This window comes from Alteromonas sp. G5_S2_22_S1 (assembly GCF_054968525.1).
In genome coordinates this window covers 1-13,822 of sequence record NZ_JBQKUJ010000010.1, presented here as the reverse complement: position 1 = coordinate 13,822, position 13,822 = coordinate 1, and the positions used below count along the sequence as shown (strand labels likewise).

15 protein-coding genes are annotated in these 13,822 nt (G+C 45.5%); 5 read left to right on the top strand and 10 right to left on the bottom strand.

The features are described from left to right. Positions 1 to 174: 174 nt before the first annotated feature. Positions 175 to 1,992 carry an aminotransferase class I/II-fold pyridoxal phosphate-dependent enzyme gene (locus ACTRWF_RS11815; RefSeq protein ID WP_462835607.1) on the bottom strand — a complete coding sequence of 606 codons (1,818 nt, stop codon included), beginning with the start codon at positions 1,990 to 1,992 and terminating at the stop codon, positions 175 to 177. A gap of 177 nt (positions 1,993 to 2,169) precedes the next feature. Here ACTRWF_RS11815 and ACTRWF_RS11810 point away from each other — a divergent pair, with 177 nt between their 5' ends. Further along, positions 2,170 to 3,141 carry an NAD(P)-dependent oxidoreductase gene (locus ACTRWF_RS11810; protein ID WP_462835606.1) on the top strand — a complete coding sequence of 324 codons (972 nt, stop codon included), beginning with the start codon at positions 2,170 to 2,172 and terminating at the stop codon, positions 3,139 to 3,141. Positions 3,142 to 3,149: 8 nt separating this feature from the next. Here the strand turns inward: ACTRWF_RS11810 and ACTRWF_RS11805 are convergent, their stop codons facing one another. The 4 genes from ACTRWF_RS11805 to ACTRWF_RS11790 form a co-directional block, all read right to left on the bottom strand. Then, positions 3,150 to 3,722, bottom strand: a complete 573-nt coding sequence (locus tag ACTRWF_RS11805; RefSeq protein WP_024016842.1) for a glutathione S-transferase family protein — start codon at positions 3,720 to 3,722, stop codon at positions 3,150 to 3,152. Positions 3,723 to 3,870: 148 nt separating this feature from the next. Continuing rightward, positions 3,871 to 4,215, bottom strand: coding sequence for an iron-sulfur cluster insertion protein ErpA (erpA, locus tag ACTRWF_RS11800; RefSeq protein ID WP_012519601.1), 345 nt, complete (start codon positions 4,213 to 4,215; stop codon positions 3,871 to 3,873). 157 nt (positions 4,216 to 4,372) lie between these two features. Then, positions 4,373 to 4,528 (bottom strand): hypothetical protein, encoded by a 156-nt coding sequence (locus ACTRWF_RS11795; RefSeq protein WP_462835605.1) that lies wholly within the window; start codon positions 4,526 to 4,528, stop codon positions 4,373 to 4,375. A gap of 42 nt (positions 4,529 to 4,570) precedes the next feature. Further along, entirely contained in the window at positions 4,571 to 5,152 is a 582-nt protein-coding gene (locus ACTRWF_RS11790; protein ID WP_462835604.1) for a hypothetical protein, read from the bottom strand. A gap of 130 nt (positions 5,153 to 5,282) precedes the next feature. On the opposite strand from ACTRWF_RS11790, the gene ACTRWF_RS11785 reads away from it, so the two are divergent. Beyond that, positions 5,283 to 6,122 carry a polyphosphate kinase 2 family protein gene (locus tag ACTRWF_RS11785; protein ID WP_462835603.1) on the top strand — a complete coding sequence of 280 codons (840 nt, stop codon included), beginning with the start codon at positions 5,283 to 5,285 and terminating at the stop codon, positions 6,120 to 6,122. Positions 6,123 to 6,182: 60 nt separating this feature from the next. Here ACTRWF_RS11785 and minE read toward each other — a convergent pair whose 3' ends face one another. The 4 genes from minE to ACTRWF_RS11765 form a co-directional block, all read right to left on the bottom strand. Then, positions 6,183 to 6,443, bottom strand: coding sequence for a cell division topological specificity factor MinE (gene minE / locus ACTRWF_RS11780; protein WP_012519604.1), 261 nt, complete (start codon positions 6,441 to 6,443; stop codon positions 6,183 to 6,185). Further along, positions 6,443 to 7,252, bottom strand: a complete 810-nt coding sequence (gene minD, locus ACTRWF_RS11775; protein ID WP_012519605.1) for a septum site-determining protein MinD — start codon at positions 7,250 to 7,252, stop codon at positions 6,443 to 6,445. Before minD ends, minE begins: the two co-directional genes overlap by 1 nt. 30 nt (positions 7,253 to 7,282) lie before the next feature. Then, positions 7,283 to 8,077, bottom strand: a complete 795-nt coding sequence (gene minC, locus ACTRWF_RS11770; RefSeq protein ID WP_015067908.1) for a septum site-determining protein MinC — start codon at positions 8,075 to 8,077, stop codon at positions 7,283 to 7,285. Positions 8,078 to 8,407: 330 nt separating this feature from the next. Further along, positions 8,408 to 9,781, bottom strand: a complete 1,374-nt coding sequence (locus ACTRWF_RS11765) for a lyase family protein (RefSeq protein WP_462835602.1) — start codon at positions 9,779 to 9,781, stop codon at positions 8,408 to 8,410. Between the two features lie 413 nt (positions 9,782 to 10,194). Between ACTRWF_RS11765 and azu the strand changes: the two genes are divergently transcribed. Then, entirely contained in the window at positions 10,195 to 10,644 is a 450-nt protein-coding gene (gene azu / locus ACTRWF_RS11760) for an azurin (RefSeq protein ID WP_024016846.1), read from the top strand. A gap of 113 nt (positions 10,645 to 10,757) precedes the next feature. Here azu and ACTRWF_RS11755 read toward each other — a convergent pair whose 3' ends face one another. Further along, complete coding sequence (locus ACTRWF_RS11755; RefSeq protein WP_024016847.1) at positions 10,758 to 11,465, bottom strand: DUF6776 family protein; 708 nt, start codon at positions 11,463 to 11,465, stop codon at positions 10,758 to 10,760. Positions 11,466 to 11,571: 106 nt separating this feature from the next. On the opposite strand from ACTRWF_RS11755, the gene ACTRWF_RS11750 reads away from it, so the two are divergent. Next, positions 11,572 to 13,248 carry a chloride channel protein gene (locus ACTRWF_RS11750; protein WP_462835601.1) on the top strand — a complete coding sequence of 559 codons (1,677 nt, stop codon included), beginning with the start codon at positions 11,572 to 11,574 and terminating at the stop codon, positions 13,246 to 13,248. 1 nt (position 13,249) lies between these two features. Next, positions 13,250 to 13,678 (top strand): CopD family protein, encoded by a 429-nt coding sequence (locus ACTRWF_RS11745; RefSeq protein WP_012519611.1) that lies wholly within the window; start codon positions 13,250 to 13,252, stop codon positions 13,676 to 13,678. Positions 13,679 to 13,822: the final 144 nt, after the last annotated feature.

Below are 13,822 nucleotides of genomic sequence, written 5' to 3'. Positions count from 1 at the left end.
TTAAGGGTATTTTATTTATTACTGTACACCAAAGGCCTAAAAGCGCTAAGCCCTATGTCGCTTTGATGCAGATAAAAAAATCCCGAGCCCGCGTAAGGAAAGGCCCGGGAGAAGGAGAACATCCTCATAACGGTATCGACAGCTTACAGCATTTTCTTGAGCTTAAACGTCCACTTATGCACCTTTCATGAGCGAATCCATACTGGCTTTGCTGCTAAAGTGCTGTGAACATACTCTTTCGCTTACCGAGACGTACAATGCGTCAATATCAGCGTTCGCCATAAACTTCTCACAAAAGCCTGGCGCATGCGGTTCAATAAAATGCTTTGCGGCTAGCATAAAATGAGCAATTAACTGTTTTACATTGTCAGTCCCCATGGCGATACGCATTGTTGTAAGCTCTATGCCTGCTTTTTTCTGTTCATCGCTACTTAGCTCAGAGTGAGACGTAAGTGCAGGACATAAAACTATCGTATTGTTTTGACCTATGCTTACCTGATGGCTAAATGCCGGCTCTAACGCATCGAAGAAACCTACGAATACATCGCGAGGCAAGTTTGCGGGGGCCATATCTACGGTGAACAGCGTACAAGGCCAGCCATGCGTATGCTGTTTTTCACGAAGCCCAGCGTTTTCATGCTCTGGCAGTGCGTGGCAGTTCACCCTAATTTGATTATGCGCGTTAAGGAAAGAGGTAAAAACCTGGGTATTAATGACTTTGGTCATCATGCGCTGTTCAAGGGTTTTCATGCCATTTAGCACATCAAATGCTTTTTCAGAATCAAGAAACGCGCCTTTAATGTAGTACACATCCCAAAACATGGTCTCAGACCAGTCTACCCCATTGACTGAACTTCCTTTAGGCTGAAACATACGATGCCCCTCGCCTATTACAACCCCCGCCGTTGTTGCCCCGCTACCACACAAGTCCTTGGTGTAGCTGTGAATAACATAGTCAGGCCGTGCAGCTTTATTTTTGTGTTGCAGCGGCTGGTGAAGCACGGGCGTTGCCAGCGTGGAATCTAACATGACTAATGCATTTTGCGCATGGGCTAGCTCACAGATTCCTGGCACATCCAAAACGTAACCATGGGGGTTACAAGGCGACTCTAAATAAACATGCATGTTAGCGCCATTATCTAGGCGATCAGCATACTCCGCTTTGGTTTGCTGCATAAATTTCGCAAAGCTTTGCGTGTCGTAACCGTCAAACCATGCTATTTGAATATCCATTCTGTTTCGTCGAGCGAAATAATCGTGAAGCAGTTGATACACGCCGCCGTAAACGTTTCGAGAAACAATGAGTACATCGCCATGGCTCAATACATTAGACAAGCAGGCGTCTATTGCAGCCATACCCGAATTAAAGTTCCACGCCAAATAGTCAGCAGCATAAGGGCCAGCTTCCATATCAACAATCGCATTGGCGAGCGAGATGTTGGTAGGATTTAATAAACGCGAGTAAATTTGATGGGTAAACTCTTTACCCTGAAACGCATCGTCTACCCATTCGGTGCAGGCATACACATAGGTTGCGGTTCTAACTACCACAGGTGTTGCCGAAAACAGCGCGGTCACGTTATCAAATAAAGGATAGTGCCCCTGAGAGCCACTTCCGCTTGATAAACTTTGGTAAGTTGCGCGAAATGGGTTTTGTAACGTATCCAAGATTTTAGCGATTTGAAAAGATAGAAACTTTTTAGCATTGAAATATGCCACTCGGTCTTCTTTGTCGAGTCCTTGCAGCGTATTGCTGGTAATGTCCCACAGCTGCATCACGCTCGCATGGGCGCCGTATAAATGATGGGCCGTATTCGCTAGGGCTTTGCCATACTCGCTTGAGGCATCAATGCCAAAATGAGAAAGCTGTTCTTCCACCAAACCTTCAGTGGTTTCAGCTTTAGTCGTGTTACGCTTAGGCGAAAGCACTTTAGCATTTTTTACATCAACAGCGGTTGATACGGTGTTTTGATAGTTATTTTCTGACTGCATGGCGATTCCATTGCGAATTGACTTCAGATACGCGTTAGCGCGCACCAACACTATTTACAAAAATGTAAAACTTAAATCACATTTTTAGAACAACCAGCGCGACGATTTTACGTCCATGCATAGGAAAGAAAAGTTTACTTTGGGAAGGATAAGCGAATGACGGTAAGGGGTTCAAAGATGATTAAGCTCACAATTTTAAGCGATGAGGCTCATGAGATTGCTAAAGCACTTCGCGACAAACTGGCTAATAATCAGACGTTCAGACGCGGGGATGGCCAGCCACTTATCGAGCTTGAATGCGTTACCCATCGCCCTGACGCGATCGATGCAGAAAATGTGACCGTATTACTCGCCGACCCCGACCTTACCGCTTCTATCATTGATAAGTGTTCAACATTGGTCTGGTGCCAGTCAACCTGGGCGGGTAACGCCCCGCTTCTCAACGCCACTAAAACAGACTACAACCTAACTGGGCTAAAAGGTATTTTTGGCAAACTTATGCGTGAATACGTTTTTGCCTATTTACTTCAGCATGCCAGAAACACAAAGGCTTTTGAGCAAAACCAGCGCGCCGGTGTGCCGAAATGGGAAGCGTCGCAACGCATTCCCCTACATGGCCAAACACTAGGCGTTGCGGGGTTAGGCAGTATAGGCCAAGCACTTATTCCCGTCGCCCACGCTTTGGGTATGAAGGTTGTAGGCTTAACGAGAAGTGGCGACAATATAAAAGGGGTAGAAAAGGTGTACACACCAGACACTATCACAGCGTTTGCAAGTGCATGCGATCACGTAGTGAATTTAATGCCAGATACACCTAGCACCCATAATTTACTGTCTAATGACTTTTTTAGCGCACTGAAAAGCCATAGTGTTTTCATTAACGCAGGACGGGGCAGCGCAGTTGATGATGAGGCGCTGCTTAATGCGCTTAATAGCGGCGCCTTTGCCCATGCTGTGCTCGATGTATTTCGCGAAGAGCCGTTAGATACAACACACCCCTTCTGGCACCACCCTAACATCACCATTACCGCCCATACCGCCGCTGAGTCTCAGCCAAGTGACGTGGCAGACGTGTTTCTAGACAATGCCAAGCGCTACCTTGAAGGCCAACCACTTAAATACCAATTTGACTTTTCCCGTGGGTACTAGAGGAAAACCTAGCTTCGAGGGTCTGTGGCGGTAACTTCAATACGGTTGTGATGCTGTTCATGAAACTCCAGCAGTTGAGGGTAATCCTTCATGTCGTGTAGTTCTCTAAAGAGCACCCAATCAATCATGGTGTACAAGCAAATCTCTGGGTATGTCCAGCCGCTGAAGCCACCTGCATCCAGTTGTTCGGATAATGCGCTAAGCACTGCTTCAATGCGCTCGTTTTGAAGTCTGAAGTACATCTTATCTTGGCTAATGTCGAAATCAGAACGCTTGAGTAACATCAGCTGTACAAATGAATCGTTAGCCGCATCGATTAAGGTCAACTGGTTCTCTTCTTCCCAACTCAAGCCTTCGTGATCCAGCTTGTCAGCGAGGTAGTTATAAATAATACGAGAGTCAAAAATCATTTGGCCGTCATCTTCGAGGCACGGAACTTTAAGCGTTGGGTTACGAGAGGCGAGTAGTTCGCGATCTTCACCTGAGAATATTTGAAGGTTTAAAAACGCATGCTCCGTAGACGCCAACACAATACGAATACGGCGAACATAAGGAGAGGTGGTAGAGCCATACAGTTTCATAAACGCTGTCCTAAACAGTTATCGTTGATGAATCAAGTGTAGCCACGAAAAGTAAACAAAGGAAAGACGAAAAGTGCGACAACCGATAGGCATACAGAATGTTGCGATGTATACCTATCTAAGTCTTCGCGAGTACAACTCAATAGCGCTAAACGCTGAAGCTTGCGCCACAGCCACAGGTTGTAGTGGCATTTGGGTTCTGTACTAGGAATCGAGAACCTTCCAGCCCATCCACATAATCCACTACACCACCTACAAGATATTGTAAGCTCATAGGGTCAACCACCAAGGTCACGCTGTCTTTTTCAATGGTCATATCGCCTTCATTTACTTTCTCATCGAACGTGAAGCCGTATTGAAAGCCCGAACAACCACCACCTGTTACGTATACACGTAATTTCAAATCAGGATTTTCTTCTTCTGAAACAAGGGTTTTCACTTTCGCTGCGGCAGCGTCGGAAAACTCTATTGGCAACGCCGTTTCTACAGACATACCCACCTCTACATTAACCTAGTGCGATTGCACTTTGTGCTTGGCCGCAATTATCTAATACTTGCGGATAGTTAGCAATTATTGGGGCGAAACTTAACGATTCAACCGTATGCTAACCCATCTCTCATGGTTAGAGGGTAAAACGGAAAGTATCTGTTTAAAACCGCCAAACTGCTAACGCTTGTACGGTGTTGTCCTTTTCTTGCGTACCCAGTTTGTTGTTCCAGTATTGATATTCAATACCAAGAAACAACCTGTCTTTAACGTCAAAAAACGCATTTCCTGCATCCCAGCGTACTTGTGCTTGTGCCAATACCCACGATTCGACAGTGACGCCCGGTATTTCAGAAGAACGCTAATCGATATACTCAACGTGACCTTCGATGTAGAAGTGTTGAGATTTAATCGCTAATGGATATCGCCAAGCAAGATCTAGCATCCAGCTGTCACCTTCTTTTGGTGCGCCGCCTGCGCTAATGCCTTCGCTGTCGTCTATGTACCCAGCAATCAGAAGGTTTAAAAATTGGAAGCCGTCTACATCTAAATGTAGCTGAACACCTGGTAAATACTTAAGTACATCTGACTCGGGAGCCATATTCACGCCCATAACAACACTAATATCTTTCAATACCCCGCCGTAGGTACTGTCAAAAAGGGCGTGGGTACTCAGGCTTGGATACCACTCAGCGTAGAGAGAGTCGTCGTCCTCGGTACTGGCATAGTCTACGAAGAAAAAATGTTGGCCGTACTCCCAACCACTGGCGTGCTGAAACGTGACTATCGTTGTGTCTGATGTGGTGCCCGACACGTCGGCGAAAGGCTGGTTTAACTTGCCTTGCTGAATATGAAGTTCATTTTCGCTCCAAAGCGATGCAAGAGAAGGAAAGGAGAAGAGCATAAGGAATAAAAGAAAGAACGGGTAAACATTGAACTGCATGTTCTAATCCTGATAGCTTAAATTGACAGGTAAGTGTAGACGTTCTTTTTATTTCTGCACGGCTGGTCGCGAAAAATTAATAAAAACACTTATAGAATGATATTACTCATTGAATAGTAAGAGATTTATTATGATAGATGGCGCTAAAAAACCAACTACCCCAAGTCTTTTTGACGATTTTGGAAGTTCTCGTTTTAAAAGTAAGGATGAATACAAAAACGCACTTGCAAGCTATCAGGAAGCGTTATTCCACGTGCAGCAGTCCTATTATCATCAAAAGAAACGAGCGCTTATTGTCTTTGAGGGGTGGGATGCCTCGGGTAAAGGTGGTGCCATAAGGCGGCTTACAGAAAAACTAGATCCTAGAGGTGTTTCTGTTTTCCCAGTGGCTAAGCCTGCCCAATCAGATCAGGAAAAACACTTTTTATATCGTTTTTGGAAACACATCCCGCCCCCTGGTTCACTTCATATATTTGACCGCTCCCATTATGGTCGAGTGCTTGTGGAACGAGTGAACAGCCTTATTGAACGCCCTATTTGGCAGCGCAGCTACCGCGAAATTAACGAATTTGAGCAAACGCTGAGTGATAACGGCGTACGCATTGTAAAACTGTTTATGCATATATCATCTAAAGAACAAAGGGAACGTTTTGAAGAGAGGTTACATAACCCATTCAAACGCTGGAAGTTAACTGAAGAGGACTTACACAATCGTCGAATGCGAAACGAATATATTGCCGCCGCAAATGAAATGTTTAAACACACCCACACGTCTTATGCGCCTTGGCATATTATTAATGGGGAATACAAATGGCAGGCGCGTATAGACGTACTTGAAACTATCGTCAACGCGCTAAGCGAAGGTGTTGAGGTTGCGCCTCCGCCTCTTGATGAAAACCTTATAGCCCAGGCTTCAAAGCAGCTTGATGTCGACGAAGCACTCATTGCGCAAGCTAGGCGAAGTGATTAGTTTTTACTCACTTTCACCGCCTAGCTTGCCAAGCAATTGATTCGTGACTTTGTAATACCTTCAGCTGTTGCTGTCAGGTAATGTAACGTTCAATTCTAGTACGCTGCACTCGTCGTTATTGTCTAGCTGCACCGACACCTGGTCATCGGCAATAGTGACGTATTTACGGATAACCTGAATAATCTCTTGCTGCATCATGGGCAAATAGTCAGGCTCGGTGCGCTTCTTACGTTCATGGGCCACAATAATTTGTAACCGCTCCTTGGCAACCGCCGCAGTGCTCGGTTTTTGCTTCTTTTTGAGTAAGTCAAAAATGCCCATTACTTCCCTCCTAGCAGACGCTTAAAGAACCCTTTTTTCTCTGCATCAAGGAAACGATGTGGAACAGTTTCGCCTAGCAGACGTTTAACGGCGTCAGCATAAGCTTGTCCTGCGTTAGCCTCTTCGTCAAGAATAACCGGTTGCCCTTGGTTCGATGCTTTTAGCACTGATTCTGACTCTGGAATAACACCTAATAGTGGGATAGCGAGTATTTCTTCAACATCAGCAACGCTCAGCATTTCGGCGCTTTCTACCCGAGACGGGTTGTAGCGGGTCAAAAGAAGGTGCTCTTTTACCGGCTCGCCTTTTTCAGCACGCATTGACTTGCTTTGTAAAATACCCAGGATTCTGTCTGAATCGCGCACTGATGATACCTCAGGGTTTGTAACCACAATGGCCTCGTCAGCAAAGTACAATGCCATTTGTGCGCCCTGCTCAATACCTGCTGGAGAATCGCAGATAATAAACTCGAAGTCTTTTTTAAGTTCGTCGAGTACGGCCTGAACACCATCAACGGTTAGGGCATCTTTATCACGGGTTTGAGAAGCCGGTAGAATAAACAAGTTTTCTGTGCGCTTGTCTTTAATAAGGGCCTGCTTAAGCGACGCTTCTTTATTAATAACATTCACAAAATCGTAAACAACACGACGCTCACAGCCCATGATCAGATCGAGGTTTCGCAAACCCACATCGAAGTCGATCACCACGGTTTTGTGCCCTGCTAATGCAAGCCCTGTACTAATTGCTGCACTTGATGTGGTTTTACCCACACCTCCCTTTCCTGAGGTTACTACGATAATCTTTGCCATCTATTCTTTCCTATTAGTGCGTACAAAGCATTAAGCCAACGGCTCTATACGTAACGTTTCTTCTTCTAAAAATACTTGCGCAGGTTTCTTCCAGCATTCACCTTTCACGGTTTCGTGCATAATGAATTGCCCTGCAATTGAAATTAGTTCTGCATCTAACGACTGACAAAATACGCGAGCGCCGGTATTTCCCTTTACGCCTGCGAGCGCACGGCCGCGCAGTGTCCCGTAAACATGGATGTTGCCATCGGCAAGCAGTTCGGCCCCTTCACTCACGGATGCCGTAACTACTAAGTCGCTTCCTTCTGCATAAACTTGCTGACCAGACCTTACCGGGCGGTTAATCACCTTGGCAGGCTTTAGCGTAGCTACAGCAGGCGGGCTTATCGCTTCAGCCTTTGCCGGTGCGGCCGGCTCATTATTTTGAGATTGAGCAGACTCCGCATCGCTGTTGGTTGTGCTTTCGCTTTTAACCTCAGCACTTTGCGCTGTTTTTTGTGAACGAAGCGTACTATCTGTGAATTTACTTTGACTTACATCGGCAAGACCTAAGTCATTAATCGTTAGTTTTAGCTCTGCCACTTCCCCTTTAACCGCCATAGGCTGTAGCTGTAACCTGCGACACAGTGCAACAAGTAGTTCGAATTCAGTGGCCGATAGGGGCTTAATGAGGTGCAATATCAGTGAGGAACGCGTGAAAAACTGTGGCGCACTGGCAACCTTCTGAGACAACTGAGCTTCAAAGTTATCTGGCTCAAAATCTAATACTTCTAACACAATACTGGTGAGCGTAGTGCCCTTCATGCGAAAGCAAGTTTCTGTCATTTTTTCTTCCCGAAAAGGTGTTGCTTGTGACTAAGCTTTAAAGCAAAACCTATTAGCGCAATATGTTGTTGCTGTCTAACGCAGCTGTATAAATCTTTCAGTGTGTCACTGTATCAAAAATTGCGTGTACATACAGCAACTGTGCGGTGTGTTTAACACGTTATTGGCATACTTTTATTTCAAAGACTAAGCCAAGAGCATGCCAACAAGCGAATAGTTTTTACGCGGCAAGGGGGGCTAGCATTGTTGCTCAGGTTTTTACGGCGGCGTTAAGACGAAAAAGTGCGACTCTCGGTCGCACTTTTTCGCGTTTAGGGGCATGTTTTATATTTAAGGCCGGGTTAACTTTTCAGGGTCTAACAGTTGTACCAACTCGTCTCTGGGAATATCTGTCATCGCCTCGGCCACATCGATAACCGGCTTGTTTTCCTTATAAGCGGTTTTTGCAATTTCCGCAGCTTTAGCGTAGCCAATAACCGGGTTTAGGGCGGTTACAAGTACCGGGTTTCGATAAAGCGCTTCTTCTAAATTATCCTGGTTAACGGTAAACCCTTTAATCGCCTGTTCGCCGATAAGGCTTGCACTGTTGGTCATTAGCGACAAACTTGAAAGCAAGTTGGTCGCAATCATTGGCAGCATCACATTAAGCTCAAAGTTACCAGACTGGCCGCCCACGGTTATGGCCGCATCATTCCCAATAACCTGAGCAGAAGCCATCGCCACGGCTTCGGGAATTACCGGGTTCACCTTGCCAGGCATAATAGACGAGCCAGGCTGTAATGCCGGTAACGCTATTTCGCCAAGCCCAGCTAGCGGGCCGGAATTCATCCAGCGCAAATCGTTCGCGATTTTCATTAACGTCACCGCTAAGCTTTTCAGCGCACCAGATAAGGTTACCGCCGTATCCTGCGAGCCGATAAGTGCAAAAAAATTATCTGCTGGCGTAAACGGAATATCAGTAAGTTCTTTTAACGTTTCAGAAAACGCTGGGGCAAAGTCGGCATGGGCGTTTATCCCCGTCCCTACTGCGGTCCCCCCTTGGGCTAGGGTTTGAATTGCGGGCTGCACTGAGCGAAGGGTTGCTACCTGCTGTTTTAGTTGTGCCGACCACGCCATTAGGCTTTGGTCCATACGAACAGGCATAGCATCCATTAAATGTGTACGCCCTGTCTTGCAGTATTGCGCCACAGACTCTGCTTTGACTTCAATCACCTCAATTAAGCTTTCGACCGCAGGGATGAGTTCGCCCGATAGGGCAATTGCCGCACTTACATGAATGGTGGTGGGTATTACGTCGTTAGAACTTTGTCCATAGTTTACATGATCGTTGGGGTGTACTTTTTCATTCGCGTTACGTGAGGCTAGCTGCGCAATCACTTCGTTCGCATTCATGTTAGTACTCGTCCCAGAGCCGGTTTGAAACACATCTACCGGAAAGTGTACTAATACATCATCCATTGCTAACAGTTCATCACACGCGTTAACGATGGCTAGCCCGCGGTCAACGGTTAGTGCTTCAAGTTTCATGTTTGCTTGCGCCGCTGCCTTTTTAACAGTGATGAGTGCACGAATGAATGCCTCTGGCATTTGCTGACCGCTTACGGGGAAGTTGTTTATAGCCCGTTGCGTTTGCGCGCCATATAGTGCGTTTTTGGGTACTTCAAGCTCTCCCATGCTGTCGCGTTCTGTGCGTGTCGCTGTCATTACTCGTGTCCTTGTATTGATGAAAATGGTTGAAAACTTAGGTACTGCGCTTAGCAAGCTTCCCCTGCTTTGAACCTGCTCATATCTATTGTTATCCGTGCAAAGCCAATTCGATCACTCTTTTTACTCAATATAACGGTTTGCGTTTCATTCTGACCGCTATAAAGCTAACTAGCGCCTCGATAAAGCCAACTGATTAGCTTGATGTTTAATTGGCGCGGCAAGCAGCATATCACCTTGTGTACGTTTACTTGCCGTTACACGAATGAAAGTACATTGAGCATAGCACCAACAAACACAAATGATAACCATTAGCATTTGATGTGATCTAGTGGTACGCTGATACGTATGTAAGGATGAACCATTTCGTTCCACCGATAGGTGTAATTCATCTAAATTCAAGGACATTATCTATGATTAAGAAGTTACTTGGAGGCGCTACGTTTCTTTTCTTCGCCTCAAGCGCTTTTGCAAATGACTGTGCTGTTACCGTAGAAAGTAACGACGCCATGCAATTTAATACGTCAAATGTGGTTGTTCCAGCAAGCTGTGATGAGTTTACCGTCACGCTTAAACATACCGGTCAGTTACCAAAACAATCTATGGGCCATAACTGGGTTATGACAACTAAGGCAGATGGCCAAGCTGTAGCAACCGACGGTATGAGCGCTGGTTTAGACAATAACTACATTAAGCCTAACGATGAGAGAGTCATTGGCGCTACAGAAATTATTGGCGGCGGTGAAGAAACCTCTACCACGTTTTCAGTAAAAGGGTTGAGTAAAGATGAAGACTATATGTTTTTCTGCTCTTTCCCAGGCCACATTGGCATAATGCAGGGAACGGTTACCCTAGAAAGTTAATAGTAAAAACGTGTTGGCGCGCCAGTAAACCGGTGCGCCTTTATCATTATGACTGCCTTACGCTAAGCTAACGCTTCTCGATACAGGCTTTAGTTATAGTCATTAACTTGGAATTATTCCACGCCAACGGAAAGCGCCTTATTCCAAGGTACGCTTAGCTCATAGTTATCTTTTCGCGTCTTATATTGATACACAGTGGTAGATAACTCGATGGTTTCAATATCTATATCGCCGGGAATGTTGAGCGTTAGGTTAACCGCTTGGAAAAAGCGAAAGCGGTATTTCACATCCTCACCCAATGCACCTGATTTACCCGATGTTAGCGTTACCGGCTCGCCATTTCGCTTCCCTGTAATCGCAATTTTAACATTGCCATTTATTACCGCTTTCTTCTGCTTCGGCTGAAGTAACACCATTCTTAGCTGGTAAGCTTCTTCAGCGACGGGAAAGACTTCCACCCCCTCAATGGCAAAGCCTGCATCAACTTTTTCTGGGGCCATCACCCGCTCGTAAAAGCCTAATAGCTCTTGCTGCGCTTCTAGCTCTTTTTTCTGCTCACTTAAGGTGCTGGTAATTTTTTCTGCTTCTAGTTTTGATAATTCTATAGCCACTTCAAGTTGATTTACTCTCGTGGTCAGGGTGTTATTTTCGCTAGACAAAATGGCAATAGTGTCTTGCTGGGCCTGTACTTTTTTACGGTCTCCCTCATCAATCATTCGGGCGAGTTTATAACCAAACCCCACCATGACTAACATAATAAGCGCCACCAGCAGTGACCATTTATAATTGCCTAGTACTTCTTTTAACTGATCTGTTGTCATCTTCTCTACATCTATAAAAAACACTCAGTGCTAAAGCGTTCTAAATATTATGAATTTTAAGTGTTTATGGTAAGCTGCTAGCTACGTTAATCAACTGTACCACAACATGCGCTTGCAGGCTTTAAGAGAGGAAGTAGCTCACCCACGCACATCCATTCAGTTGTGCATGCTGGGCATTGTAGGGGGAACCTGCGCGGCGCTTATCATTATATTGTTTCGGCTCTGTGTTGAGTGGCTAAAAGAAACAGGCGTATCGTCGCTTCAAGCTGTGCTTACCTACGACTGGTTAGTTTGGCTTATCATGCCTTTTATCAGCGTAGGGTTAATACTGTTCATCGCATTTCTTACTGGCTTCAAGCATTACCGACTGGGTATCCCCTTCGTTATACACAGGGTTAAGTATTATTACGGCTATGTACCACTTAGAACCACAATAAACCAGTTTTTTGGCGGCATGCTTGCCTTAGCGGGGGGCTTTGTTGTAGGAAGAGAAGGTCCATCGGTACACATGGGCGCATCTGGCAGTAGCTTTTTAGGGCAATGGCTTAGGCTGCCTTACAACAGTATACGTATTCTGGCTGGGTGCGGCATTGCTGCAGGTATCTCGGCATCGTTCAACACCCCATTTGCCGCCGTTATTTTTGTTATGGAAGTGGTGCTTCGAGAATACAAAATTCATATCTTTGTTCCCATTATGCTAGCGGCCGCCTGCGGCTCTGTACTGACCAGAATAGTGTTTGGCGAAGTGAACGAACTGTCGTTTTTATCTTTTAACGCGTTCAGCCAGTGGATGTACTTTTACTTGGTGCTGTTAGGTGTTTTACTGGGCATGTTGGCGGTGTTATTCAACAGCCAGTTAATGCGCGTTATGACCTGGTTTCGCCCCGTTTCTATGGTGTGGCGCTTAGTACTTGCCGCGCTAATAACCGGTACAATCGGTATGTTTATCCCCGAGGCGCTTGGTGCTAATTTTATAGACGTAGAGCATTTGTTTGATAGCTCTCCGGGCGCTTTACTACTGGTATCTACCCTAATATTCAAGGTGATACTGGCGGTGTTCGCTATTGGTTTGGGAATACCGGGGGGCATCATTGGCCCAGTGATGGTAATTGGCATGCTGGCAGGCGCGGTGTTGTTATTACCGCTTTCCTACTTTATCAACGTTCCTGAGTTTACCAACAGCTTCGCTTTACTGGGCATAGCCGGCATGCTGACTGCGGTTTTGCACGCCCCCCTTGCTGCCCTATCTGCGGTTATGGAACTTTCATATAGCCCGCAAATAATTTTGCCCGCTATGCTTGTCATTGTGCCTGCTTACGTGACCTCAACGCAGTTTTTCGGTAACCGTTCCATATTCATCCGTCAGCTCGACTACCAGAACTTACCTTACGCCATTTCGTCTATTCGCGAGGCCCTTGAAAAAACCGGCGTACTTGCGGCCATGAACACAGAGTACAAACTTTTTCACGATGCACCAGAGGCTGCACTTTTCAACTACTTAGAAAGTAATCCAACAAAAATTGTCATTCAGAAGTCAAAGTTTGAAATAGATGTGCAGTATAAACTGGTCCAATACAATGTCAGCTTGGAACACGATGCATCTGCCTTAAACTATTATGATATGGAAGGCATAAGTGCGCAGTCCACACTGCACGAAGTGTATGAACATCTCAAAAATTCGCGCTCTGGCGCTGTTTATATTTACGATCAGGAGCTTAACGATATTATTGGCGTAGTTACGTGGAATATCCTGCAAAGCTTCTTACAAAAGGCTCATTACTAATATGTACATTTTATGGTTTAAGGCACTGCATATCTTTTTCATGTTGGCATGGATGGCCGGGTTATTTTATTTACCTAGGTTGTTTGTCTACCATGCCACCACACAATCTCAAGTGGTAAAGGATGAATTTAAGGTGATGGAACGCCGGTTGTGGTTCTTTGTTACACCATTCGCCTTGTTAACTCTGGCATTCGGCGTTGCGCTTATTGTCAGCTACGGGGGCACGTGGTTTAAAATGTCAGGGTGGCTTCATATAAAGTTACTGTTGTTGCTTGCTATTTACGGGTATCACTTCTATTTGTTTAAGTTAATGAAGCAATTCGCACGGGACGAAAACAGACACACGCCCCGTTTTTATCGTTTTTTAAATGAAGCGCCGGTATTAATTATTCTCGCTATCGTTTGTCTCGCGGTGGTGAAACCTTTTTAGGGGTAACGCTAAAGCAAACACGTAAAATATGCGCGCTAGACAGCACTTAAGGAAACAGTACTTATGGAAACTGTACTGCCTAGCAATAGTTAAGTAACTAAACGTGATGTTGATGTACACATAGTCGCCGAGTAGACCCCACTT